The sequence below is a fragment of the Microbacterium sp. Ru50 genome, assembly GCF_002920555.1.
GTDB lineage: Bacteria > Actinomycetota > Actinomycetes > Actinomycetales > Microbacteriaceae > Microbacterium > Microbacterium arborescens.
The window spans coordinates 1-23,500 of record NZ_PQSV01000007.1; the positions used below are offsets into that span (position 1 = coordinate 1).

17 protein-coding genes are annotated in these 23,500 nt (G+C 71.7%); 6 read left to right on the forward strand and 11 right to left on the reverse strand.

The window, feature by feature from the left end; translation table 11 throughout:
* Positions 1-451: 451 nt before the first annotated feature.
* The 5 genes from C3481_RS15420 to C3481_RS15440 all read right to left on the reverse strand — a co-directional run bounded on the left by C3481_RS15420 (position 452) and on the right by C3481_RS15440 (position 10,159).
* On the reverse strand, positions 452-5,029 hold the full coding sequence (locus tag C3481_RS15420) for an FtsK/SpoIIIE domain-containing protein (protein WP_023955674.1): 4,578 nt from the start codon (positions 5,027-5,029) through the stop codon (positions 452-454).
* 42 nt (positions 5,030-5,071) lie between these two features.
* On the reverse strand, positions 5,072-6,496 hold the full coding sequence (locus tag C3481_RS15425) for an RDD family protein (protein WP_181021957.1): 1,425 nt from the start codon (positions 6,494-6,496) through the stop codon (positions 5,072-5,074).
* A gap of 113 nt (positions 6,497-6,609) precedes the next feature.
* The gene (gene purH / locus C3481_RS15430) at positions 6,610-8,214 is read right to left on the reverse strand and encodes a bifunctional phosphoribosylaminoimidazolecarboxamide formyltransferase/IMP cyclohydrolase (RefSeq protein ID WP_103843213.1); all 1,605 of its coding nucleotides are present in this window, start codon (positions 8,212-8,214) and stop codon (positions 6,610-6,612) included.
* A gap of 39 nt (positions 8,215-8,253) precedes the next feature.
* Entirely contained in the window at positions 8,254-8,868 is a 615-nt protein-coding gene (purN, locus tag C3481_RS15435; protein ID WP_023955679.1) for a phosphoribosylglycinamide formyltransferase, read from the reverse strand.
* A gap of 4 nt (positions 8,869-8,872) precedes the next feature.
* Positions 8,873-10,159 carry a DUF6350 family protein gene (locus C3481_RS15440; RefSeq protein ID WP_181021958.1) on the reverse strand — a complete coding sequence of 429 codons (1,287 nt, stop codon included), beginning with the start codon at positions 10,157-10,159 and terminating at the stop codon, positions 8,873-8,875.
* Between the two features lie 80 nt (positions 10,160-10,239).
* On the opposite strand from C3481_RS15440, the gene C3481_RS15445 reads away from it, so the two are divergent.
* Positions 10,240-11,676: an NCS2 family permease gene (locus C3481_RS15445; protein WP_023955684.1), complete on the forward strand. Its 1,437-nt coding sequence runs from the start codon at positions 10,240-10,242 to the stop codon at positions 11,674-11,676.
* Between the two features lie 79 nt (positions 11,677-11,755).
* Here the strand turns inward: C3481_RS15445 and sucD are convergent, their stop codons facing one another.
* The 4 genes from sucD to C3481_RS15465 form a co-directional block, all read right to left on the reverse strand.
* Positions 11,756-12,658 carry a succinate--CoA ligase subunit alpha gene (gene sucD / locus C3481_RS15450; protein ID WP_103843215.1) on the reverse strand — a complete coding sequence of 301 codons (903 nt, stop codon included), beginning with the start codon at positions 12,656-12,658 and terminating at the stop codon, positions 11,756-11,758.
* 27 nt (positions 12,659-12,685) lie between these two features.
* Positions 12,686-13,852: an ADP-forming succinate--CoA ligase subunit beta gene (gene sucC / locus C3481_RS15455; RefSeq protein ID WP_071919175.1), complete on the reverse strand. Its 1,167-nt coding sequence runs from the start codon at positions 13,850-13,852 to the stop codon at positions 12,686-12,688.
* A gap of 134 nt (positions 13,853-13,986) precedes the next feature.
* Positions 13,987-14,589 carry a DNA-binding response regulator gene (locus C3481_RS15460; protein ID WP_023955690.1) on the reverse strand — a complete coding sequence of 201 codons (603 nt, stop codon included), beginning with the start codon at positions 14,587-14,589 and terminating at the stop codon, positions 13,987-13,989.
* A complete protein-coding gene (locus C3481_RS15465) occupies positions 14,586-15,848 on the reverse strand; it encodes a sensor histidine kinase (protein WP_071919513.1) in 1,263 nt (420 codons plus the stop codon). The genes C3481_RS15460 and C3481_RS15465 overlap by 4 nt, the downstream gene beginning before the upstream one ends.
* 112 nt (positions 15,849-15,960) lie before the next feature.
* Here C3481_RS15465 and C3481_RS15470 point away from each other — a divergent pair, with 112 nt between their 5' ends.
* The 3 genes from C3481_RS15470 to C3481_RS15480 all read left to right on the forward strand — a co-directional run bounded on the left by C3481_RS15470 (position 15,961) and on the right by C3481_RS15480 (position 18,938).
* Entirely contained in the window at positions 15,961-16,461 is a 501-nt protein-coding gene (locus tag C3481_RS15470; RefSeq protein WP_064955110.1) for a hypothetical protein, read from the forward strand.
* A 64-nt stretch (positions 16,462-16,525) separates the two neighbouring features.
* Positions 16,526-17,134: a DUF4304 domain-containing protein gene (locus C3481_RS15475; protein ID WP_103843220.1), complete on the forward strand. Its 609-nt coding sequence runs from the start codon at positions 16,526-16,528 to the stop codon at positions 17,132-17,134.
* Positions 17,135-17,243: 109 nt separating this feature from the next.
* Entirely contained in the window at positions 17,244-18,938 is a 1,695-nt protein-coding gene (locus C3481_RS15480) for a long-chain-fatty-acid--CoA ligase (protein ID WP_103843223.1), read from the forward strand.
* Between the two features lie 9 nt (positions 18,939-18,947).
* Here the strand turns inward: C3481_RS15480 and C3481_RS15485 are convergent, their stop codons facing one another.
* Complete coding sequence (locus C3481_RS15485) at positions 18,948-20,471, reverse strand: FAD-dependent oxidoreductase (RefSeq protein ID WP_064955113.1); 1,524 nt, start codon at positions 20,469-20,471, stop codon at positions 18,948-18,950.
* Between the two features lie 61 nt (positions 20,472-20,532).
* Here C3481_RS15485 and C3481_RS15490 point away from each other — a divergent pair, with 61 nt between their 5' ends.
* Positions 20,533-21,198: a TetR/AcrR family transcriptional regulator gene (locus C3481_RS15490; RefSeq protein ID WP_064955114.1), complete on the forward strand. Its 666-nt coding sequence runs from the start codon at positions 20,533-20,535 to the stop codon at positions 21,196-21,198.
* A gap of 46 nt (positions 21,199-21,244) precedes the next feature.
* Positions 21,245-22,492 carry an acyl-CoA dehydrogenase family protein gene (locus C3481_RS15495; protein ID WP_103843225.1) on the forward strand — a complete coding sequence of 416 codons (1,248 nt, stop codon included), beginning with the start codon at positions 21,245-21,247 and terminating at the stop codon, positions 22,490-22,492.
* Positions 22,493-22,515: 23 nt separating this feature from the next.
* Here C3481_RS15495 and C3481_RS15500 read toward each other — a convergent pair whose 3' ends face one another.
* Positions 22,516-23,496 (reverse strand): hypothetical protein, encoded by a 981-nt coding sequence (locus C3481_RS15500; RefSeq protein ID WP_103843227.1) that lies wholly within the window; start codon positions 23,494-23,496, stop codon positions 22,516-22,518.
* Positions 23,497-23,500: the final 4 nt, after the last annotated feature.

Genomic DNA, 23,500 nt, shown 5'->3' on the forward strand with positions numbered 1-23,500 from the left:
TCTCGGAATGTGATAGGCAATCGCTTTCCGTCAGAACGACGGCCGGGGCGAACGCAGACGGGTGCCGCGGGCCTCGGTTGCCCGCTCCGTCTGCGGGCGGCGGGAAAGAGGGCAGCCGCAGCTCACCGCGCGACCCCAGGCGAATGTCCGCGACGCCCCTGACGGGCGAGCCGGCGCGCGAGCCGACGCGAACGGCGCTCTACCCGACGCCGAGACGACGATTCGCGTCGGGTCGTCGTTCGTCGACGACGGCGCGATCCGCACGCTCCCCACAGCCTCGGGTGCGCGCGACGCGCTCGCCCGGGCACGGGCGAGCTGAGACGTCGACGAGAGAAGAGCAGTCTTCGGTCCGTTCGCCGCGATGACGGCATGCGCAAGCGCCGCCAGGTGAGCGATATTCGCGTCGTCGCCGGGTAACCGTCGAGGTTGTCTCGCCTTGTGGGTCTCGGACTCAGCGAATGGTCTCGGTGACGGTGTCGGTCGACACGGCCTCCCCCGCGCCCGCCGCGACCGGCCGGGGCGCCGCGACGGTCTCGGACTCGACGAGCGGCATCTGCACCGTGACGGCGCGACCGGCCTGCACGAAGATCCCGCGGCCCTCGGGGAAGTCGCTGCGCTTGACCTTCGGGAACGGCACCTTGAACACGGCGTCGCCGTCGAAGGCCTCCGGTTTGAGGATGATGCCCTTGCGGCCGCCCTTGAAGTCGCCCACGAGGCCGAAGCCGCTCGTGACCTGCGTGACGTCGGCATCGCCGATGAGCAGGTGGTCGCTGCGGTTGACCGCCTGGAACAGGGCCTTCAGCGGGCGCTCCGCCGGCGAGTCGGCGAACTGCGGCACGTCTTCGACGACGATGAGGATGCGGCGTCCCAGCGTCTCGTCGGCGACGAGTTCGGCGAGCTCGGTGGCGAGTTCCTTCGCATCGTCGGGCGTCGTGGCGCTGCGCACCCACGGCGCGAAGTCGCGCAGCTGCGAGCGCCGGCCGCCGAAGTGGAACAGCGTCACCTCGGGGTCGAGGCGCGTCATCGACGTGATGATGGCCTTCATCGCGGTGGTCTTGCCCGCCATCGGCGGGCCGGCCACGACGAACGTTCCCACGGGGTCGAACTCGCGCGCGGCCAGGGTGTCTTCCGCGACGCCGAGCACCGGGAACTCGCCGATGCGGTCGGGAAGGTCCGCGGGCGCGAGACGCGTCGGCAGCGAACCGATCTCGGCGACCTCGCGCACGCCGCGCGAACGCAGCTCGTCGGCGAGCTGACCGAGCAGCTTCGTCTGCTCCGCGACGTTCGGCGTTCCGCCGAGGACGGCGATCTGCGTCTCGAAGCCGTCGACGATGGCGCGTCCGGGCGCGGATCGCTCGTCGAGCACGTCCTTCGGCGCGTTCAGCAGCGCGTAGGCGTTCTCGTCCGAGAGGCGCAGCACGACGCGGCGCGAGATGTTCGAGCTGACCGCCGTCGGCACCGACCCCGAGCGATCGGCGGTCGCCACGACGTGGACGCCGAGCGGGCGGCCCTCGCCGAGGATCCGCATGAACGCCTGGTAGAACGGCATCCGTGCCGTGGTGGACTCCCACTCGGCCCGGAACTGCGGCAGCCCGTCGAGGAGCAGCACGATGCGCGCCTCGTCCCGGCCGGTGAGCTCGCGGTACTCGGCGATCGTCGACGCGTTGGCGGCGCTGAAGCGCTTGCCGCGGTCGTCGAGCACCTTCCCGAGCGAACGCATGATGCGCTGCACGCGCTCGGCGTCGTCGCCGGGGATCACCGAACCGACATGCGGCAGGGTCTCGAGGCTCTTGAGCGAGCCCGATCCGAAGTCGAGGCCGTAGACCTCGATGTTCTCGGCTCGGCGGCCGGTCGTCGCGGCGGCGATGGCTATCGTGCGGAGCACCGTCGATTTGCCCGAGCCGCTGGTGCCGTACACGAGGAGCGAGCCGTCGCGGTCGGGCTCGAAGTACACGGCCTCCTGAAGCTGGCGTTCGGGGATGTCGCTCTTACCGATGAGGATCGACCCGGCGCGGCCCGCGGGCAGCGAGCGGATGTCGACGGTCGTCTCCAGGTCGTCGAGCCACGGCCGTCGGGGAGCCGGAATGGCCGCGCGGTTGGCCGCGGCGACGAGGGTGGCGACGATGCGCTTCTGGTCGTTGGGACCGGGATCGACCTCGGCGGCCGGGTCTTCGGGCTTCTCGTCGACCTCCCAGCGCTGCACGGATCCGAACCGCAGCTCGGCGACGCTCACATCCGCGGCGACGACCTCGTCGGTGCTCCAGCCACCGGCGTAGGCGGACTGGAAGGGAACGAGACGTCCGGGGCCGGTCTTGGCGATACCGCGGCCGGGGATGCTGGGATCGAATCGGGCCGCCACCGGGTCGTCCACGACATCCTTCGAATCCGACTCGTCGGCCATGCGGAGCGCGACGCGGAGGTTGGTGTTGGCGCGGAGGTTGTCCTTGATGACGCCGGCGGGGCGCTGCGTCGCCATGATGAGGTGGATGCCGAGGGAGCGACCGCGCTGGGCGATGTCGACGACGCCGTCGACGAACTCGGGCACCTCGCCGGCGAGCGCGGCGAACTCGTCGATGACGAGGACGAGCGCGGGCGGGGTCTCGGGGTCTCGGCGCTTCTCGAGCTCGAGCAGGTCCTTCGCCTTCTTGCGATTGAACAGGTGCTCGCGGTGGTGCAGCTCGGCCCGGAGGCTCGTGAGCGCGCGCCGCACGAGGTGCGGGCTCAGGTCGGTGACGAGGCCGACGGTGTGCGGCAGTTCGACGCAGTCGGCGAAAGCCGATCCGCCCTTGTAGTCGACGAAGAGGAAGGTGACACGGTCGGGGCTGTGGGCCGCAGCCATGCCGAGCACCCACGCCTGCAGGAACTCCGACTTGCCGGCACCCGTCGTACCGCCGACGAGGGCGTGCGGGCCCTGCGTCCGCAGGTCGAGCGTCATGGCGTCGGTGGCCCCCTGGCCCACGATCGCGCGGAGGTTGCCGGCTTTCTTCAGGCGGGGCATCGCGGCGCCCGACCGGTCGAGGATCGTGTTGTTCTCGCGCCAGCGCTCGACCGCGAACGTGGGGTCGGTCGCGAGCTCCGAGCCGACGAGCGAGAGGAACATCACCGAGTTCGGGATGTCGGAGGAGTCCTCGACGATCGTGCTCGCGTCGGTGACCGGTGCGAGCCGCTTCGCGAGCACCGTCATGAGCTCGTTCGAGACGCCCTCGACCTCGGTGACGGGATACTCGACACCGCTGCGCACCGTGCCGACGCGCGCCGCACCCAGGCCGGCCGAGACGTCGACGAACGTGCGGCAGACCGCCGGCAGAGCGTCGACGACGGGCGCGACGAAGATGCCGTAGACGCCGACGTCGGCGCCGCGCTCGAGCACCTGGATGAGTCGCGCGCGGTCGACCGGCGCATCGGAGGTCACGATGACGAGCACCGCGGTCTGCCCCGGGAAGGTCGCCTCCTCGGCGGCGCGCCGGACATCGGTGCCGTAGCGCATCGGGTCCCAGTCGTCGTCGAACGGCAGGCGCGGGGCGGCTGCCGCCTTCGACCGGCGCATCACGAGCTCCTCGAGCCCCGAGAGCAGGGCGGCACCGGTGGAGGCCGAGTCCGACAGCGGCATGTCGCGGAAGGGGCTGCGCTCGCTCGAGGTGTGAGGCAGCCATTTGAGCCACTCGAGCTCCTTCGCCCACTCGGGCTCGGTCAGCGCGACGGCGGCCAGGTCGTTCGGGGAGTGCAGACCGAACAGCTGCACGGCCAGTCCTCGAAGGGCGTCGGCCGCCTCACGAGCACCGCCGGCGACGCCCAGGACACCGACGCTCTGCAGTGACTCGAGCACCGGGACGCCGTCGATCAGGCGGTAGCGCTCACGCAGCCGATCGACGCGTTCGACGTACTCCTGAAGCGCGTCGGGGTTCTCGGCCCGCTTGACGCTCGTGCGCGACGGGGCCTCGGAGGTGCCCATGCGCACCGAGAGGAAATTCCAGTGCTCGGGGCGCCGAGTCCACAGCATCGGGCCGAGCTGCATCGCTTCCTCGAACACGACCGCCACCGGCGGCACCTCGGTGTTGCGCACCTCGCGCTCGCGCGGGCGCAGCCGGTACAGCTTCTCCTCGAGCTCCTCGAAGGTGCGCTCGAAGATCTCCACCTCCTTGCGCTGACGCTGACCGAGCTGCGTGCGCTGCGAGACGAAGTTGCCGAGCAGCATCATCGGCGTCATGAAGATGATCAGCAGCGTGCGGGGCTGATTGGTGATCGAGAACATCGCGATGCCGAGGATCAGCGGGGCGATGAGCATCGGCCACGGGAAGAGCCGCGAGACCGGGTCCTTCGGCATGCGAGGCTCTTCGAGCTCCTCGCCGACGTAGCGCGCCTCGACCCGGGGGCTGCGGTTGAACAGCAGGCTGCCGCCGCGCTCGAGGACCGGGTCCTGCTCGACCGGAGCGAAGGTCTCGGCCATCGAGACCACGAGCTCGGTGTCGCCCAGCTGGAAGCGCTGACCGGGGATGACGCGCAGACGCTGCACGAGACCGCCGTCGATCACGATGCCGTTGGCCGAGTTCAGGTCGACCAGCTCGACGGAGGCACCGATCTCGATACGGGCGTGGCGCTTGGACACCAGCCGGTCGTCGAGCACGATGTCGTTGCCCTGCGAGCGGCCGATCGTGAAATGGCCCTGAGGCAGCGAGAACTCGCGTCCTGCGAGCGGTCCGCCGACGACGTGGAGGATGGCGGCCACGGGGCCGCCGGCTCCGCGAGTGGCGACGTAGTCCGCGCCGAGGTTCGTCACGGAGGCGACGAAGCCCGAGCCGATCGGCGCGTCGCTGACCAGCATGTGCGGGTCGAGCATGACGAAGTCGGGCGACGTGGGCGGGGCCACCGTCAGCGTCAGGACATCGGAGTCGCCCGCGGCGACCTCGCGCCGCGGGTCGCTGTCGACGATCCGGCGCGCGACGTCGTGGACGGTCGCCGTCGAGTCGGACGTGACGACGATGTCGGTGCCGGTGTGATCGCGGCGCTGGAGCGTCAGCTTGAGTCTCATCGAGGATTCCTGTCAGCCGTGCGACGTCGGTCGGCGGGGAGGTCAGCGGATGGCGACGACCGCGGAGCGATCGCCGAAGCGGATGGTGTCGCCGTCGTGCAGCTCGACGGGCTGGCCCGGGACGAGCGCCTGCTCTCTTGAGCCTCGGACGAGCACGCTGCCGTTCGTCGAGCCGCGTTCGACGGCGACCACTCGGGCATCGACGCGCAGCAGCGCCCAGTGCGTCTTCGAGATCGATCGGGTGTGGTCGACGACGGGCACCGGTGCGACGTCGCGGTCGTCGGGGCCGGTCGCCGGGGCACGCCCGAGCACCACCCCGCCCCCGGGCACCGCGATCGTGTCGCCCGAGTCGAGCGTCAGCTCGACGACCGCCGGGGATGCGGATGCCGGTCGAGCCGGTGACTCAGCGGCCGGTGCCGCGGGTGCGGGCGGCGCGGCCGCGGGTGCGGCCGGCGCAGCCGCGGGTGCGGGTCCTTCGAGGAGGGGCGGCGGCGTCCACGGGGCCGACCCGGCCCCGGGCGGGACGATGGCTCCGGGGGCGACGGCGGCGGGCATGGGTGCGGAAGCGGCCGGGACCGCGGGCGCCGGGGCCGGCGACGCCGGGGGCAGACCCGGCGCAGGCGCCGCGAACGGCGCGGGGGCCACGGTGGTGGGGATGCCGGGGCGCGCTTCCTCCTCGGCGGCATCCGTCTCGCCGATGATGCCGCTGCCGGGGGCGGACCGCACCGCGCCGAGGACACCGCCCTTGTTGCGCGCGAGGGGCACGTAGGCCTCCGCTCCGCCTGAGGCGACCGGCGTGGCCAGCGAGGGGAGCTCGGCCTTGACGTCGAGCAGATCCGTCGCGACGGTCTTCCGAGCGATGCGCATGCGCTTGTCGTCGTAGGGGTTGAGCCCGCGCTTGACGTCGACGAGCCAGACGGCGGCGGCGAAGTCGGGCCAGCTGCGACCCCGGCGGTCGGGGTCGAACAACGGCGACAGTGCGATGACGAGCAGGGGGCCGAGGACCGGAACGATCATGCTCGCGCAGAGGACGAGGTAGCGCACGACCGCTCCGCGCCAGAATCCCGGCCGCTCGAGGGTGCGGACGTTGACGGCCCGCAGTCCCGTGAGCGCCTTGCCCAGGGTGACCCCGCGACGGCCGAGCAGGATGAGCTGGGTCAGGAGGAACGCGGTCGAGAGGCCGGAGCTGACGGCGGCGAGGATGATCAGCAGCACGACGTCATCGCGTGCCGTGAGCGCCTCGACGGGGTCCGTCGCCAGAGCGACGGTGGTCAGCGCCGGGACCACGACGATCAGCATGGGCGACTGGATCAGCAGCAGGACCAGGGCTTCGATGACGGTGGCCAGCGTGCGTCTGCCGAACGGAGCGCGGCGCAGCCCGAGTGACGCGGCGTACTCCGGCCTCGGGCGACCGTCGGCATCGAGCCCCTCGATCGTCCGAGCGCGCTCATCGATCTCCCAGATCACTCGTTCCTCCCCGAAACGCTCCACACCCGAAGCGACCCTATCGCCCGTTGCGGGGCCGCCGATCACCTGTTGACTCGACGGGCCCGCAACGGTCAGCGGAAGACGCCGGCGTGTCAGTGGAAGAAGTGGCGCTCGCCCGTGAAGAACATGGTCACTCCCGCCGCGCGAGCCGCGTCGACGACCTCCTGGTCGCGCACCGAGCCGCCGGGCTGGATGATCGTCTTGATCCCGGCGTCGATGAGCACCTGGGGGCCGTCGGCGAAGGGGAAGAAGGCGTCGGATGCCGCGACCGAGCCGGCCGCACGGTCGCCCGCGCGCTCGACCGCCAGACGGCACGAGTCCACGCGATTGACCTGGCCCATTCCGATCCCGACCGTCGCCGAGCCCTGGGCGAGCACGATCGCGTTCGACTTGACGGCCCGGCACGCCTTCCACGCGAAGATCATGCCCTCGAGCTCGGAGGGGTCGGGGCGCTCGCCAGAGACCAGCTGCCAGTCCTTCGCGACCGACTCGATGTCGTCGGGGAACCGGTCGGCGTCCTGCAGCAGCAGCCCGCCCGAGACGAGGCGGACGTCCATGCGCTCCTGCCGCCAGTCGGCGGGCAGGCGCAGCACCCGCAGGTTCTTCTTCAGCTTGAACACCTCGAGCGCCTCGGGCTCGAAGTCGGGGGCGACGATCACCTCGGTGAAGATGTCGCGGAGGTTCTCGGCCATCTTCAGCGTGACGGTGCGGTTGGCGGCGATCACACCGCCGAAGGCCGACACCGGGTCGCACTCGTGCGCGCGCAGGTGCGCGGACGCGATGGGGTCGAGCGCCTGCGGGGCGGTGACGGCGATGCCGCAGGGGTTGGCGTGCTTGATGATCGCGACGGCCGGCTTGACCATGTCGAAGGCGGCGCGCAGGGCGGCATCGGCGTCGACGTAGTTGTTGTACGACATCTCCTTGCCCTGCAGCTGCTCGGCCTGGGCGATGCCGTGGCCGCCCGCGCGCGTGTAGATCGCGGCGCGCTGGTGCGAGTTCTCGCCGTAGCGCAGCGTGGCCAGGCGCTCGGCGCGGATCGTCAGGTGCTGCGGCAGCTCGTCGCCCTCGAGCGTCGACTCGGCGAACCACGTCGCGACGGCCCGGTCGTACTCGGCCGTGTGCGCGAAGGCGCGGGCGGCGAGGTCGCGACGCTGCGCGAGGCTCGTGCCACCGGCAGCGACCGACTCGATGATCGCGGGGTACGACGAGGGTGAGACGACGATCGCGACGTTGGCGAAGTTCTTGGCCGAGGCGCGCACCATGGCGGGTCCGCCGATGTCGATCTGCTCGACGACGTCGTCGGGCGCAGCCCCCGACGCCACGGTCTCCACGAACGGGTACAGGTTCACGACCACGAGATCGAACGCCGAGATGCCGAGTTCTCCGAGCTGGGTCTCGTGGCTCTCGAGACGCAGGTCGGCCAGAAGCCCGGCGTGCACGCCGGGGTGCAGCGTCTTGACGCGTCCGTCGAGCGACTCGGGGAACCCGGTGACCTCGGCGACATCGGTCACCGCCAGACCGGCGTCGCGCAGGAGCGCCGCCGAACCGCCGGTCGAGACGATCTCGACACCGGCGTCGGCGAGGGCCTGCGCGAGCGGCAGGAGGTCGGTCTTGTCGCTCACCGAGATGAGCGCGCGGCGGACGGCGACGAGGTCGCGCGCGCGGTAGAGGGCGGGGTCGTGGCTCGGTCCGGCCATGGCGGTTCTCCTCGGGTGCGGTGTGGGGCCTGCGGTGCGTCAGGCCGTCGGAGCGGTCGGGTTCGGGGAAGCGGGCGCGGCGAGGTCGATCTCGCCGGTCGCGATGCGGCGGACGACATCGATCAGCAGACGGCGCTCGACGGGCTTGATGCGTTCGTGGAGCGTCGTCTCATCGTCGCCGGGCAGGACGGGAACGCGCTCCTGCGCCAGGATCGGTCCGGTGTCGACGCCGGCGTCGACGACGATGACGCTCGCGCCGGTCCGATCGGCGCCTGCGGCCAGAGCATCGCGAACACCGTGGGCGCCCGGGAACTCGGGGAGGTACGCCGGGTGGGTGTTGATGATGCGGGGCGACCACGCGTCGACGACGGCGGCCGGCAGCAGACGCATGAGACCGCTGAGCACGATGAGGTCGGGAGCCCAGGCCTCGAGCTGGCGGAGGAGCTCGTCGCCCCACTCCTCCCGCGTCGCGTACTCCCGGAACGGAACCGCGAAGGTCGGGATGTTGAAGGCGTCGGCATGAGCCAGGCCGTCGGCGGGCCGGTCGGCTCCGACGACCACCACACGGGCCGGGAAGCCGGGCTCGGCCGCGGCATCCAGGAGGGCCCGCAGATTCGACCCGCCACCGGAGATGAGGACCGCGACCGTCAGCACCGTCCTACTCTACCCGCGCCGTTCCGGCCAGCCGTGCGGCGTCGTCATCCCCCGCTGCGGCGCCCTCGTCGCGCGTGTCGACGCGGTGCGACGAGCGCGGGCCGAGGAGCGCGATCGTCGCACCGATGCCGATCTCGACGGCGAACGCGAGGCCGACCGCACCGGCCGACGGGCCGATCTGGTCGAGTCGTCCGGGCCCGAAAGCACCGGAAGCCAGGAGAGAGAGCGCGGCCGCGGCGACGCCGGCCCCGACTGCCACGATCGCCGCGGCGGCCAGGCGGGGCAGGACGGGGTCGGCGGCAAGAGCGGATGCCGGCGCGGGCAGACGGCGGCGCGCCGCAGCACCGGCGACGAATCCGACCGCGACGAAGAGCAAGGCGACGAGCAGGAGCACGGGCGGCGTCGTCGGCGGTATCGCTCCGAGCACCGGAATCCCCGGCACGACGCCCAGCTGGGTGCCGGAAGCCGCCACCGTCGAGCCGGCGCCGAGCGAGAACCCGGGGCCTGCGGCGAACGCTCCACCCCACACGAAGAACGTCGGCAGATACGCCGTCTGGCCGAGGGTGACGACCGTCGCACCGATGGCATCGACGTTGGCCGCCTGGAACAGCGAGACGATCTCTCCGCCGCGCACGAGCACAGCGACCCCGACGAGGAATGCTCCGACGCCGACGAAGCCGGTGACGGCGATCGCCAGCCCGCGGGCGCCGGCCGACACCGCTGCCGCATAGCCGGTGCGGTCGAGCCGGACGAACAGCGAGTCGACGGGCCCGTCGTCACCGTCGCGCCACGCGCGGGTCACGGCTCCGAGCAGGGCGGGAACGGCGAAGACGAGCGTGGGCAGCAGAACGGCCTGCCAGGTCTCGACGACGGCGTACGGGGTTGCGGCGGTGGCGGCCACGACGGCCGAGGCGACAGCGACCGTCAGCGTTCCCGCGAGCACCCCGGTGAATCCGGCGCCGGCTCCGGCGGCGCGCGCGCCCGAGCGTGCGGCGAACAGGGCGATGAGCAGCGCGACCGCGAGCGGCGGCAGCGAGAGCGAGAACGAGACGGCGTCCGTGCCGATCCCGGTTCCGACCGTGTACTCCTGCGGGAGGGTCACCTGCAGCGGCACGAGATTGCCGAACTGCCACAGACGCACCGATGCGGGCCAGAGCGACGACCAGTCGGCTCCCCCGCCGAAGGCGACCGCCCACAGGACGGTCAGCGGCGCCAGGGCCGCGGCAACGCCGACGGCCACCGCGACGAGGGCGTCGAAGGCGGAGAGGAGGGCGACGAGCAGGCGATTCATGCCTGATCGACCCTACCCAGCGAGTCTGTGCGTGTCGGGCTGACGCGCGCGGGGGCGCTACCGTCTTCTCGGAGGATTTTGTGAACACTACGCAATCGCGCGCGCCCCAGGGTGCCATCGACCGCTTCTTCGACATCAGCCGACGCGGCTCGACGATCGGCACGGAGGTCCGCGGCGGCCTCGTGACCTTCGTCACGATGGCCTACATCGTCATCCTGAACCCGATCATCCTGTCGGGCAAGCCGGATGTGGCGGGGACGAGCCTCGACTTCGCGGCGGTCAGCGCCGCGACCGCGCTGACCGCGGGCGTCATGACGATCCTGTTCGGTCTCATCACCCGCCTCCCCTTCGCATTCGCGGCCGGGCTCGGGATCAACGCCTTCGTCGCGTTCGGCGTCGTCGGCGAGGTCACGTGGGCCGAGGCGATGGCGCTCGTCATGATCAACGGCGTCATCATCGTGCTACTGGCTGCCACCGGCCTGCGCAAGCTCATCTTCGATGCCGTCCCCGTGCAGCTCAAGCTCGCGATCACGGTGGCCATCGGCCTGTTCATCGCGTTCATCGGCTTCGTCAACTCTGGTTTCGTGACCTCGACCGGACAGGCCTCTCCCCCGGTCGGTCTCGGTGTCGGCGGCTCTGTCGCATCGGTGCCGACCCTGATGTTCGTCATCACCCTCCTGCTGACCGGCGTCCTCGTCGCTCGCAAGGTCAAGGGCGGCATGCTCATCGGCATCGTCACGGGCACGGTCCTGTCGATCGTCGTCGAGGCGATCTGGCACCTCGGCGCGGCGACCGAGAACCCCGGCGGGTGGGGACTGACCGTCCCGGCGCTCTCCGGCTCTCCCGTCAGCGTCCCCGATCTGAGCCTCATCGGCGCCGTCGACTTCGGCTTCGACCTCGGCAAGGTCAGCATCGTGACCCTCGTGATGCTCGTCTTCACGCTCGTCTTCTCGAACTTCTTCGACGCGATGGGCACCATGACGGGACTCGCGAAGGAGGCGAACCTCGCCGACGCGAAGGGGGACTTCCCGCGCATCAAGTCGGCGCTGATCGTCGAGGGTGTCGGGGCGATCGCGGGTGGCGCGACGAGCTCGTCGTCGGCCACGGTCTTCGTCGAGTCCGGCTCGGGCATCGGCGAGGGGGCGCGCACGGGACTCGCGAACGTCGTGACGGGCCTCGTCTTCCTGCTCGCGATGTTCTTCACCCCGCTGACCTCGATCGTCCCGACCGAGGTCGCCGCCGCAGCGCTCGTCATCGTCGGAGCGATGATGCTGTCGCAGATCGCGCACATCGACCTGACCGACTTCCGCGTCCTGCTGCCGGTGTTCCTCACGGCGACCGTCATGCCGCTGACCTACTCGATCGCCAACGGCATCGGCGCGGGGTTCATCTCGTGGGTGCTCGTCAACGCGCTGTCGGGACGCGTCAAGCAGATCAGCCCGCTGCTGTGGGTCGTCGCCGGCGGCTTCGTGATCTTCTTCGCCCGCGGCCCCCTCGAGGCGCTGCTCGGGGTCTGATAGCCGCCGAAGGCCGCTTCGGAGAACAGCGAAGGGGCGGATGCCGCAGCATCCGCCCCTTCGTCGTGTCCGGGAAGCGTCAGAGCTTCTCGATGATCTCCCGCATGAGCGCGGCGGTCTCGGACGGCGTCTTGCCGACCTTGACACCGGCGGCCTCGAGGGCCTCCTTCTTCGCCTGTGCGGTTCCCGCCGAGCCGGAGACGATGGCGCCGGCGTGGCCCATCGTCTTGCCCTCGGGGGCGGTGAAGCCCGCGACGTAGCCGACGACCGGCTTGGTGACGTGCGCCTTGATGTACTCAGCCGCGCGCTCTTCGGCGTCGCCGCCGATCTCGCCGATCATGACGATGGCCTTCGTCTCGGGGTCGGCCTCGAACGCCGCGAGAGCGTCGATGTGCGTCGTGCCGATGATCGGGTCGCCGCCGATGCCGATGGCGGTCGAGAACCCGAGGTCGCGCAGCTCGAACATCATCTGGTAGGTCAGGGTGCCCGACTTCGACACGAGGCCGATCGGGCCCTTGCCCGTGATGTTCGCCGGCGTGATGCCCGCGAGAGCCTCGCCGGGCGTGATGATGCCGGGGCAGTTCGGCCCGATGATGCGGGTCTTGTTGCCCTTCGACTTCGCGTAGGCCCAGGCCTCGGCCGACTCGCCGACGGGAACGCCCTCGGTGATGACGACCAGCAGCGGGATCTCGGCGTCGATGGCCTCGACCATGGCGTCCTTGGTGAACGCGGGCGGCACGAACGCGACCGAGACGTCGGCCCCGGTCTTCTCGATCGCCTCGGCGACCGAGCCGAACACGGGCAGCTCGACGGCGTTGCCGTCGGCGTCGGTGTGCGAGACCGTGGTGCCGGCCTTGCGCGCGTTGACGCCGCCGACGATGTTGGTGCCCGCCCTGAGCATCAGCGCGGTGTGCTTGGTGCCCTCACCGCCCGTGATGCCCTGGACGATGACCTTGGAGTCCTTGTTGAGGTAGATAGACATGTCGTTGGTCCTTTTCGCGTCCGGAGCTCAGGCGTTGGCCAGCTCGGCGGCCTTGTCGGCGCCCTCGTCCATACCGGCGGCGAGGGTCACGAGCGGGTGGTTCGCGTCGGCGAGGATCGCGCGGCCCTCGTCGACCTGGTTGCCGTCGAGACGCACCACGAGCGGCTTGGTCGCCGAATCGCCGAGGATCTCGAGCGCCTTGACGATGCCCTCCGCCACGGCGACGCACGAGGTGATGCCGCCGAAGACGTTGACGAAGACGCTCTTGACCTGCTCGTCGCCGAGGATGACGTCCAGACCCGAGGCCATGACCTGGGCGTTGGCGCCACCACCGATGTCGAGGAAGTTGGCGGGCTTGACGCCGCCGTGCTTCTCGCCGGCGTAGGCGACGACGTCGAGGGTGGACATGACCAGGCCCGCGCCGTTGCCGATGACGCCGACCTGACCGTCGAGCTTGACGTAGTTCAGGCCCGACTCCTTGGCCTTGGCCTCGAGCGGGTCGGCGGCGCCCTTGTCCTCGAGCTCCTCGTGCTCGGGGTGGCGGACCTCGCTGGCGTTCTCGTCGAGCGAGACCTTGCCGTCGAGGGCGACGATGTCACCGGCGCCCGTGCGGACGAGCGGGTTCACCTCGACGAGGGTCGCGCCCTCGCCCGTGTAGACGGCGTAGAGCTTGACGAACACGTCCGAGACCTTCTCGACGAGGTCCTCGGGGAAGTTCGCGGCGCGGGCGATCTCGACGGCCTTGGCCTTGTCGATGCCCTGCAGAGGGTCGACCTCGACGCGCGCGAGCGCCTCGGGACGCTCGACGGCGAGCTCCTCGATCTCCATGCCGCCCTCGACCGAGCACAGGCTCAGGTACGAGCGGTTGGCGCGGTCGAGCAGCACCGAGAAGTAGAACTCCTCGGCGATGTCGGCGCCCTGCGCGACCATGACGCGCTGGACCACGTGGCCCTTGATGTCGAGGCCGAGGATGGCCTCGGCCGCGGCGAACGCCTCGTCGGGGGTCTTGGCGACCTTGACGCCGCCGGCCTTGCCGCGACCTCCGGTCTTGACCTGAGCCTTGACGACCACGACGCCGCCGATCTTCTCGGCCGCCGCCTTCGCCTCCTCAGGGGTGTCGGCGATGATGCCGGCGAGCACCGGCACCTCGTACTTCTCGAACAGGTCTCGGGCCTGGTACTCGTAAAGGTCCACTGCAATCCTTCGCTGGGCGACGGTGGGTGATGGGGCGTGAGAAATCTCGATGTCGAGATATCGCCCGATCGGAAAGCCTACTACCCGTGTCTGACGGCCCCGTGCCCGATCCCCGCCGAACGGAGGGGACGGCGTCAGATCCAGCCGCGCTCGCGCGCCATGATCGCCGCCTGCTGCCGGGTGGCGAGATGGAGCTTGCCCAGCACCGACGAGACGTGGTTGCGGACCGTGCCCGCCGACAGATGCAGCGTCGCCGCGATCTCGGCGATCGTCTCGCCTCGGGCACCCGCCCGCAGCACGTCCAGTTCCCGGTCGGTGAGGGGGCTGCGCTCGTCGCTCAGCGCATCAGCGGCGATCTCGGGGTCGACGTAGCGCCGCCCGGCGGCAACCTCGCGGATGACGGCGGCGACGTCGTCGGCGCGGCGCGACTTCGGCACGAAGCCGTCGACGCCGGCGCTCAGCGCGCGGCGGAGAACGCCGGGCCGCGCGTGCCGGGTGACGACGACGCAGCGCGCCGGCACCCGCTGCCGGATGCGGGCGGCCGCCTCGACCCCGTCGATGCCCGGCATCTCGAGGTCGAGCAGGCAGACGTCGGGACGCAGCTCGAGCGCTCGCTCCACCGCGCTCTCGCCGTCGCGGCACTCGGCGATCACCTCGAGGTCGTCCTCGAGACGCAGCAGCGCGGCGAGCGCCGAACGGATCATGTCCTCGTCATCGGCGATGAGCACGCGGATCATCCCGGCATCCCCTCGCCCGCCGGCTCCCGGGTCGCGCCAGCGGCAGTGCCGGGCGCTCCCGCGGGGACCGAGACGACGACCTCGAACCGCCCGTCTTCACGGCGGGATCGCAGGTCGCCGCCGGCCACCCCGACCCGGTGCGCGATGCCGGCGAGGCCAGAGCCCGCCCCCAGCGCGGAATCCGGGCCCGGGTCGTTGGCGAAGGCGACGCGCCAGTACCCGCCCTCGCGATCGAGCCTCAGCTCCGCCCATCGACCGCCGCCGTGCTTGAGCACGTTGGTCGTGCACTCCCGGATCACGGGGCCGAGGATGTCGGCGGGCGCGAGCACCGCGTCGGCCGCGACCTCGAGCCGCACCGCGAGTCCGGCCGCGCGCAGCAGGTCGGCGGCGTTGGCCAGTTCGTCGGGCAGCGGCACGCCGCGGAAGCGCCCGGCGAGCTCGCGCGTGCCCGTGCGGGCTGCGTCGACGGAGGCGCGGGCCAGGCGGATCTGCTCGCCCGCGGCATCCGGGTCGCGCCCCAGCATCCGCTCCGCGAGCTCCAGCTGCAGCGCGATCACCTGCAGATGGTGCCCCTGCAGGTCGTGCAGCTCGCCCGCCAGGCGCAGCCGCTCCTGCGTCGCGGCGAGGCGCGACTCGGTCGCGCGCGCACGGTCGAGCTCGAGCACGACATCCCACGACCACAGCGACAGGGCGATGGACGCCGGCAGCGCGACCGCGAAGACGAGCAGCGCGAACGTCAGCGATCCCACGCCCGCGAGGGCGCCCTCGATGCGTGCCCGCTCCGCGAACCACAGCGCGACGAGCGCTGCCTCGACGAGGATCACGCCCCGCCAGCGGATGCCGGGCCCCCAGCGCACCAGGCACAGGATCGTCGCGAGGACCGAGGCCCCGAACAGCACCGTCATCGTCGTCGCGCCGAGGAGCAGCGACCCCGCCACGCCCAGAAGAACCGGCCACGACAGGAAGCGGCGCAGGCGCGGCGGACGATCGGCCTCCCCCACGTCGCCGTCGGTGCGGTATCGAACGAGCAGCACGACCGTCGAGACCAGGACGGCGACCGAGCCGGCCGCGTACCCGACGATCACCGCCGGGTCCTCCAGGCGGGTGCGGACCTGCAGCGCCCACAGGCTCCAGATGCCGAGCGCCGAGATCATGAAGAAGACGATGGATACGGCGATGTACCACGAGGTGGCCGCGACCTCACGGGCCAGTGCCGTGCGGCGCGGCGCGGATGCCGTGCGGGGGTCGCGGTCGTTCACGAGGCCCACAGTACGGCCATGACGTTTGTCACGGTCCGGGTCGCGGAACCTCCCGGGCACCGGTGACGCCCCGACACTGCCGCGGACTTCCGGGCGCCGCTGGGATGGATCCATGACCAACCCCCTCGCAGACCTCATCCTCGGCTTCCAGGACCTCGTGGCCCGGATGCCCGACATCCTTCAGCCCGTCATCGTCGCCCTCGCCGGCGCGGTGCCGTTCATCGAGGGCGAAGGCGCGGCCGGCATCGGCATCATCGGCGGCATCCACCCCGTCGTCGCCGCCCTGGCCGGCGCCATCGGCAACTTCGTCTGCGTCGCCGTCGTCGTGCTCGTGGCCGCCCGCGTGCGCACCGCCGTCACCACGCGCGGCGGGGCCCCCGAGAAGCCGAAGTCGGCCCGCAGCGAGAAGTTCCAGAAGGCGTACCACCGCTACGGCACCCCGGGCGTGAGCCTGCTCGGTCCGCTTCTGCTGCCCACGCAGTTCACCGCGGCCGCCCTGACCGCCACCGGAGTGCCCCCTCGCACCGTCCTGCTGTGGCAGGGAGCGGCGATCGTCATGTGGACGACGATCATCACGCTGTTCATCACCGGTGTGCTCTACGTCGCGACCTGACGCGGCGGAGCACGCCCGATAGGCTCCGCTCGGCGACACCGACACCGACACCGAGGAGACGACGATGACCACGCTCGAAGAACGCCTCGACGCCCTCGTGGCCAATGCTGTCGTCCCGGTGCTCAAGCCTCGCGGGTACCGCAAGAAGCGTCTGGTCTGGACTCGGGAGACGCCGGGGGTGCTCCACGAGGTGACGTTGCAGCGCAGCCAGGGGAACGCCGCTGGCCACCTCCGCGTATACGTCGAGGGCGCCGTGTACGTCGCAGGCTTCGACGAGGCGATCGGCAGGACAGCGCCCTCACCCCTCTCGCGCGCCACGCCGCAGTACCGCCGTCGATTCGAGGACATCGTCGGATGGCCGGCGCAATGGATCGACCTCGAGACGTGGTCCGACGACGAGCTCGTGCCGCGTCTGCACGAGGCGATCGGCACGCTTGCGGACCACCTCGAGCGCATCGACTCCGCCGAGGGACTCGCCCTGGCGAAGCAGGAGTCGGGCGCGGGCCTCGACCTCGATCTGTTCGCTTGGTGGTGCGCCGCCGGCGACGACGCGGCACGCAAGGCCCAGCTGGCGCAGGCGCACGCGGGTTTCGGGCACGAGGAGCGCTGGCCCCGCCTCCTCGCCGGGTTCGTGCGGGTGGGCGAGCGCTACGGCGTCACCGTCGCGGTCTGACCCGCGCGGACGCGGCGCCACGGGACCGCCCCTCTCGCGGACCGGCCGATCGGCGCGAAACCGGCGCCGTATTCAGCGGCGGGCATGTCGCGGAATGCAGGATGGGGACATGACCGCCCTCGAGTCCCGCCCGTGGCTGTCGGCCTACGCCGACGGTGTCCCCGCCGAGATCGACGAGGTGACGCAGACCCTGCCGGAGATGCTCGCCGCGACCGTCGCCCGACACGGCAACCGGACCGCCCTGGAGTTCTTCGGCGCCACCACGACGTATCGCGAGCTCGACGAGAGCGTCGACCGCGCCGCGGAAGGCCTGCGCAGGCTGGGGGTGACCGCGGGCGACCGGGTGGCGATCGTGCTCCCGAACTGCCCGCAGCACGTCATCGCGTTCTACGCGGCATTGCGCCTCGGCGCGATCGTCGTAGAGCACAACCCCCTCTACACCGCGCGTGAACTGCGCCACCAGTTCGAGGACCACGGCGCACGGTTCGCGATCGTGTGGGACAAGACCGTCGACACCATCGCCGACTTCCCGACCGACCTGCGGGTCGAGCGCATCATCAGCGTCGACGTCACCGAGGCGCTTCCGCGCGGCAAGCGGATGCTGCTCCGCCTGCCGCTCGCGAAAGCGCGGGAGTCGCGCGCCCAGCTGACGGCGAAGCCGCGAGCGAAGGATGCGCTGCCGTGGTCGAAGCTCGTCCGACACCGCCCCCTGTCGCGTCGTGCGGCGGGACCGACGCTCGACGACACGGCACTGCTGCAGTACACCAGCGGTACGACCGGCATCCCCAAGGGCGCCGTCCTGAGCCACCGCAACCTGCGGGCGAACGCCATGCAGGGTCGCGCATGGGTTCCCGGTCTCGTCGAGGGCGAGGAGACGTTCTACGGCGTCCTGCCGCTCTTCCACGCCTACGGCATGACGCTCTGCCTGACCTTCGCGATGAGCATCGGGGCGAAGCTCGTGCTGTTTCCGAAGTTCGACGTCGGCCTCATGGCGGACGCCGCCAAGAAGAGCCCGCCGACGTTCCTCCCCGCGGTGCCGCCGATCTACGACCAGCTCGCGCGTGCGGCATCGCGTGGCGCGATCGACCTGTCACGCGTGCGGTTCGCGATCTCGGGAGCGATGAGCCTGCCGGTCGCCACCGTCCGCCGGTGGGAGGACACCACGGGCGGGCTCCTCGTCGAGGGTTACGGCATGACGGAGTCCTCCCCCGTCGCGCTCGGCAATCCCATGGGCCCCTCCCGCCGTCCGGGCACGGTGGGAGTGCCGTTCCCGAGCACCGACATCCGCATCGTCGACCCCGACGACCCCTCGGTCGACCGCGAACCGGGCGAGGAGGGCGAGCTGCTGCTGCGCGGCCCCCAGGTCTTCTCGGGCTACTGGCGCCGCCCCGCCGAGACCGCGGACGCACTGCTTCCCGGCGGCTGGCTGCGCACGGGAGACATCGCCGTCGTCTCGCCCGACGGCTTCGTCACGATCGTCGACCGGCTCAAGGAGCTCATCATCACGGGCGGGTTCAACGTCTCACCCAGCGAGGTCGAGGACACCCTGCACGCGCACCCCGACGTCGAGGCCGCGGCCGTCGTCGCCGCTCCCCGTTCCTCGGGCGGAGAGGAAGTCGTCGCCGCGGTCGTGCTGCGCGATGGGGCCGAGCTCGACGTCGAGGGTCTGCGCGACTTCTGCCGGACGCGCCTGGCCGCGTACAAGGTCCCGCGCCGGATCGTCGCGGTCGACGACCTTCCCCGGTCGCTCATCGGCAAGGTGCTGCGACGTCAGGTGCGCGAACAGCTGCTCGCGCGGGACTGACCGCTCGGGTCAGCGCAGACGCCGCAGGCCCGTCGAGGCGGGACCCTCGATGCGCTCGCCGTCCGGGGTGAACCGCGACGCGTGCAGGGGACAGTCCCACGTGCACTCGAGGTCGTTCCACTCCAGCACGCCGCCCAGGTGGGGGCAGATCGCGCTGACCGCCCGCGTCTGACCGTCGATCGTCGAGACGCCCACCGGCCGGGCATGGTGCTGCGCGACGGTTCCTTCGCCCTCCGCGGGCTGCGCCACCGGGGTGGACCGCCTCGCGGCCGAGGCCCAGCCGCGCGCCGCGACGGCGCCGATCTTGGCGTTCTCGGCCGCGCCGCGGGCGAGATCCGCGGGCACCGTCAGCCGCGTGCCGATCACCGTCATCCACGTCGGGCGCTCGCGCATCCTCTCCCCGCGGAGTTCGCTCGCGATCCGCAGCGCCGCCGCGGGCGCGTTCGTGAGCCCCCATTTGGCGTATCCGGTCGCGAACCGAACGCGACCGAGCGAGCGGGGCATCGCGCCGATGAACGGCACGAGGTTGTGCGAGGTGTAGTCCTGCGCCGACCAGCGGTGGGTCTCCGCGCCCACGGGGAACGTGTCCCGAGCCCACGCGACGAGCTCCTCGAGCTTCGCGAGCTCGCTGTCGGTCCGGCCGACGGGGTGTCCGGCGCCGCCGACGACGAGCTGCGGCGACCGCTCGGGGCCGCCCGCACCGTCTGCCGCCGTCACGGTGCGCACTGACCGGGTGGGGCTGTCGGCCGACAGGTACATGCCCTCAGGCACTTCGCCCTCGAGGTCGAACGAGACGCACGCCGACCGCATGCCGCTCACCTTGGCGAAGTACAGCCCGCGGTCGGTGATGGGCGCGCCCGTGGCGAGCACGATCTTCTCGGCGAACAGCGGCCCCGCCTCGGTGTCGATCCGCGGCCGCGGCACGACCCGCACCCGTCGCACGGCCGTGCCCAGGTGGAGCCGGCCTCCGGCCGCGACGAAAGCGGTCGCCAGTGCCGTCAACAGGCTCATCGGGTCGATCGCGCGCTGCTCGTCCAGAGCGACGGCGCTGGTCATGCGGACGGGGCCGGCGGCGAGCTCGTCGGCACCCGCGAGTCGCACGTCGAGGCCCGCCTCTCGAGCCGCCCGGTACTCGTCGGTCACGGCCGCGACACCCTCGGCGCCCTGGGCGTGCGTGTACGCGGTGCGGGTGGTGGTCGAGACCCCGAGCTCGTCGGCGGCCCGGGTGATCCACTCGAAGCCGTCGCGGTTCGCGTCGACGTAGGCACGGACGAGGGATGCCGGGTGGTGCCGGCGCAGCGACGACAGCGTCGTGCCCTGCAACAGCGAGATCTTGCCGGTGTTCGAGCCCGAGGCGAGCTCGCCGATGCCGCCGCGCTCGACGATCGCGACGTCCATCCCGCTGCGCACGAGCTCGAGCGCCGTCGCGAGGCCGGTCAGCCCTGCCCCCACGATGACCACGTCGTGGCGCCGTCCCGGCTCGAACGGCGCTCCGGCGGGCACGGCGACGTCGGACTTCCACAGCGCGGTCATTCCCGCAGTCAACGCCGCGCACCGGACGGCGGCAAGCGACTTGACACTAGGCTCGGTGCCCATGACCGAGGCCTCCCGCACCCCCGGCGACCCTCTCGTGGCCGCGGCGGTCGCGCTGTTCGACGAGCAGGGGTACGAGCGCACCTCGGTCGACGACATCGCGCGGGCCGGCGGCCTGTCGCGCTCGACGTTCTTCCGGCAGTACGGCGGCAAGGACGATGTGGTCTTCGCCGACCACGACGTCGCGATCGCGGCTCTGCGCGAGCTGCTCGAGAGGCCGAACGAGAGCCCGTGGCGGGCCGTATGCGACGCCGCCCTCGCGGCCTTCGACCACTTCGCCGCCGACGTCGAGCTGGCGCGGCGCCGCTATCGCGTGGTCCGCGGAGTCCCGGCGTTGCGCGAGCGCGAGATCGTGATGGTCTTCCGGTACGAGCGGCTCTTCGGCGATCATCTGCGCGGGCGTCTGCCCGACCTCGATCCCGCCGAGGCCGTCGCCTTCAGCGCCGCGGTGACCGCCGTACACAACCATGTCCTGCGCCGGCTCCTCCGCGGCGAGGACGCCGTCGCGCGGGCCACGGTGGAAGCGGCGCTCGACGATCTGCTGCGTCGGTTCGGCGTGCATCCCGACGGCGGGACACCCGCCGACGACGACGTCGTGGTGGCCGTCTTCCCGCGCCGGATGCCGCTCGCCGAGGTGACCCGCCGCCTCCGCGCCGACCTCTCCTGAGCAGACGCGGTGACACCCAGTGTCATTCGGGGTGATACTGGATGCCATGAGCGATGAAGCCGACCGTGACCTCGACGCGCTCCCCGGCGAGCGCGTCGCGTCCTACGCCCTCACGAGCCGCCGCGACACCGATTACTACGGCGTCTTCGCCGACGTCGACGACGAAGACCGCGCCGCCTGGGATCGCGCCGGGGCCTTCGTCGATGAGGTGGGCGAGCGGATGCAGCACGCCTGGGACACCGCGACCTACCCCCTCGACCTCGTCCGCCGGATGGGCGAGCTCGATCTCTTCGTCGACGGCATCGACCACCCCGAGCTCACGCGCATCACGCCACTCGGCGCGGGCCTGGTGACGATGGAGATCTCCCGCGGCGACGGTTCGCTCGGCACGGCGCACGCGGTGCAGGGCGGGCTCGCGTTGCGCACCCTCGCCCTCTTCGGCTCCCCCGCTCAGCAGGAGCGCTGGCTGCGGCCGCTCGCCGCGGGCGAAGTGCTGGGCGCCTTCGCGCTCACCGAGCCCGACCACGGCTCCGATTCGGTCTCGCTCGAGACGGTCGCCCGCCGCGAGGGCGACGAGTGGGTGCTGCGCGGGGCCAAGAAGTGGATCGGGAACGGGGCATCGGGCGGCATCACGTTCGTGTGGGCTCGGGTCGACGATGAGGGCGACGAGCTGCACGGTGCGGTGCGCTGCTTCCTCGTCGAGCAGGACCGCCCGGGCTACACCGGCACCGTCATCGCGGGCAAGGCGTCGCTGCGCGGCATTCATCAGGCTCACGTGGCGCTGCGCGATGTGAGGCTGCCGGCCGATGCTGTCCTCGAGGGGACTCGTTCGTTCCGGGATGCCTCGACCGTGCTCTACGCCACGCGTTCCGGGGTCGCGTGGTCGGCGCTGGGTCACGCGACCGCGTGCTACGAGGCTGCCGTCACCTACGCCGGCGAGCGCATCCAGTTCGGGCGTCCGCTGGCCCGCTCGCAGATGGTGCAGGAGCGGCTGGCTCAGATGCTCGACGAGCTCACCGCGATGCAGCTCTACTGCCGCCGCCTCGCCGACCTCGAGACCTCGGGCGGCCTGCGTCCCACCCAGGCCTCGCTGGCGAAGTACCACAACACCCGGGCCGCGCGACGGATCGCGCAGATCGCGCGCGATCTGCTCGGGGGCAACGGCATCCTGCTCGAGAACGGCGTCATGCAGCACATGACCGACATCGAGGCCATCCACACCTACGAGGGCACGGAGAGCGTCCAAGCCCTCCTGCTCGGCCGCGACATCACGGGCGTCGGCGCGTTCGCCTGAGCCGCCGGCCGGCGAACTGCGACTCAGCGCGCGCGCCGGCGCACCACGATGACCGCCGCGAGCGCGATGATCCCCACACCCGCCGCGAGGACGGCGATCGACGACCACGGCACGGCCGGTGATGAGAACCCCGAGGATGCCGCTTCGGGGAGCGGCACCCGATCGTCGCCGAGCGAGATCGGGGTCACGGTGACCTCGCCGGCGGCGAGGAGCAGCGGCGCGAGCGGCAGCTCGATGCGCTGCGTCGCCGTGCCGCCGGGCAGCACCTCGAACGCCTCGGCGACGCCACCGCCGGGAAAAAGCCCCAGCGGGCCCGCAGCCTCGGCGGCACCGCTGGCCCCGAAGCGGACGTTGCCGATGTTGGTCACCTGGTACTCCACCGTCAGGGTGCCGGGAGCGAAGGGGATCCACGAGGGCGTGAAGCTCGCGGTGGCCGCGTCGATGCGGAGCGCCGGAGCGATGTCACCGGCGACCTGCAGGTGCACGCGCACCCCGACGCGGTGCGTCACCGTCACCTCCGATCCCTCGGCGCTGAGCCCCACGACGATCCCCGCGGGGTGATCTCCCGGCGTCGCATCCGCCGGCACCGTGATCGTGACCGGGAGCACACGGGTCTCGCCCGCAGCGAGCGCGAGGCCGTCGCCGTCGAGCCCGCCGACGTCGATCCACGCTCCGCCCGCTTCCGGATCGTCGGCACGGACGTCGTACGCGCCGTCCGCGCCCACCACGCCGTCACCGGCGGCGACGGTGAACACCGCGGGCTCGACGGAATGGTTGGTGACCGCGATGGCATCGGTGATCGCGGCGCCCGGGTCGATCGTGTGGCGCAGCGACACGCGGCCGTCGGGGCCGGCGGCGTCGGCGGGGACGACGCCCCACTCGATCGCGGGCGGCTCCGGCGCCGCGGCCGATGCCGGGACGACGGCGAGCGACGCGGATGCCGTGAGCGCGGCGAGCACGCCGACCGCCAGCAGCACGGCACGGACGGGAAGGATGCGGGGCATGAGG

Coding starts and splice junctions, on each gene's coding strand:
- C3481_RS15480 (WP_103843223.1), top strand. CDS start 17,244: ATGACCGCCCTCGAGTCCCGCCCGTGGCTGTCGGCCTACGCCGACGGT.
- C3481_RS15500 (WP_103843227.1), bottom strand. CDS start 23,496: ATGCCCCGCATCCTTCCCGTCCGTGCCGTGCTGCTGGCGGTCGGCGTG.
- C3481_RS15475 (WP_103843220.1), top strand. CDS start 16,526: ATGACCACGCTCGAAGAACGCCTCGACGCCCTCGTGGCCAATGCTGTC.
- C3481_RS15440 (WP_181021958.1), bottom strand. CDS start 10,159: ATGAATCGCCTGCTCGTCGCCCTCCTCTCCGCCTTCGACGCCCTCGTC.
- C3481_RS15460 (WP_023955690.1), bottom strand. CDS start 14,589: ATGATCCGCGTGCTCATCGCCGATGACGAGGACATGATCCGTTCGGCG.
- C3481_RS15485 (WP_064955113.1), bottom strand. CDS start 20,471: ATGACCGCGCTGTGGAAGTCCGACGTCGCCGTGCCCGCCGGAGCGCCG.
- sucD (WP_103843215.1), bottom strand. CDS start 12,658: ATGTCTATCTACCTCAACAAGGACTCCAAGGTCATCGTCCAGGGCATC.
- C3481_RS15470 (WP_064955110.1), top strand. CDS start 15,961: ATGACCAACCCCCTCGCAGACCTCATCCTCGGCTTCCAGGACCTCGTG.
- C3481_RS15495 (WP_103843225.1), top strand. CDS start 21,245: ATGAGCGATGAAGCCGACCGTGACCTCGACGCGCTCCCCGGCGAGCGC.
- C3481_RS15490 (WP_064955114.1), top strand. CDS start 20,533: ATGACCGAGGCCTCCCGCACCCCCGGCGACCCTCTCGTGGCCGCGGCG.
- C3481_RS15420 (WP_023955674.1), bottom strand. CDS start 5,029: ATGAGACTCAAGCTGACGCTCCAGCGCCGCGATCACACCGGCACCGAC.
- purH (WP_103843213.1), bottom strand. CDS start 8,214: ATGGCCGGACCGAGCCACGACCCCGCCCTCTACCGCGCGCGCGACCTC.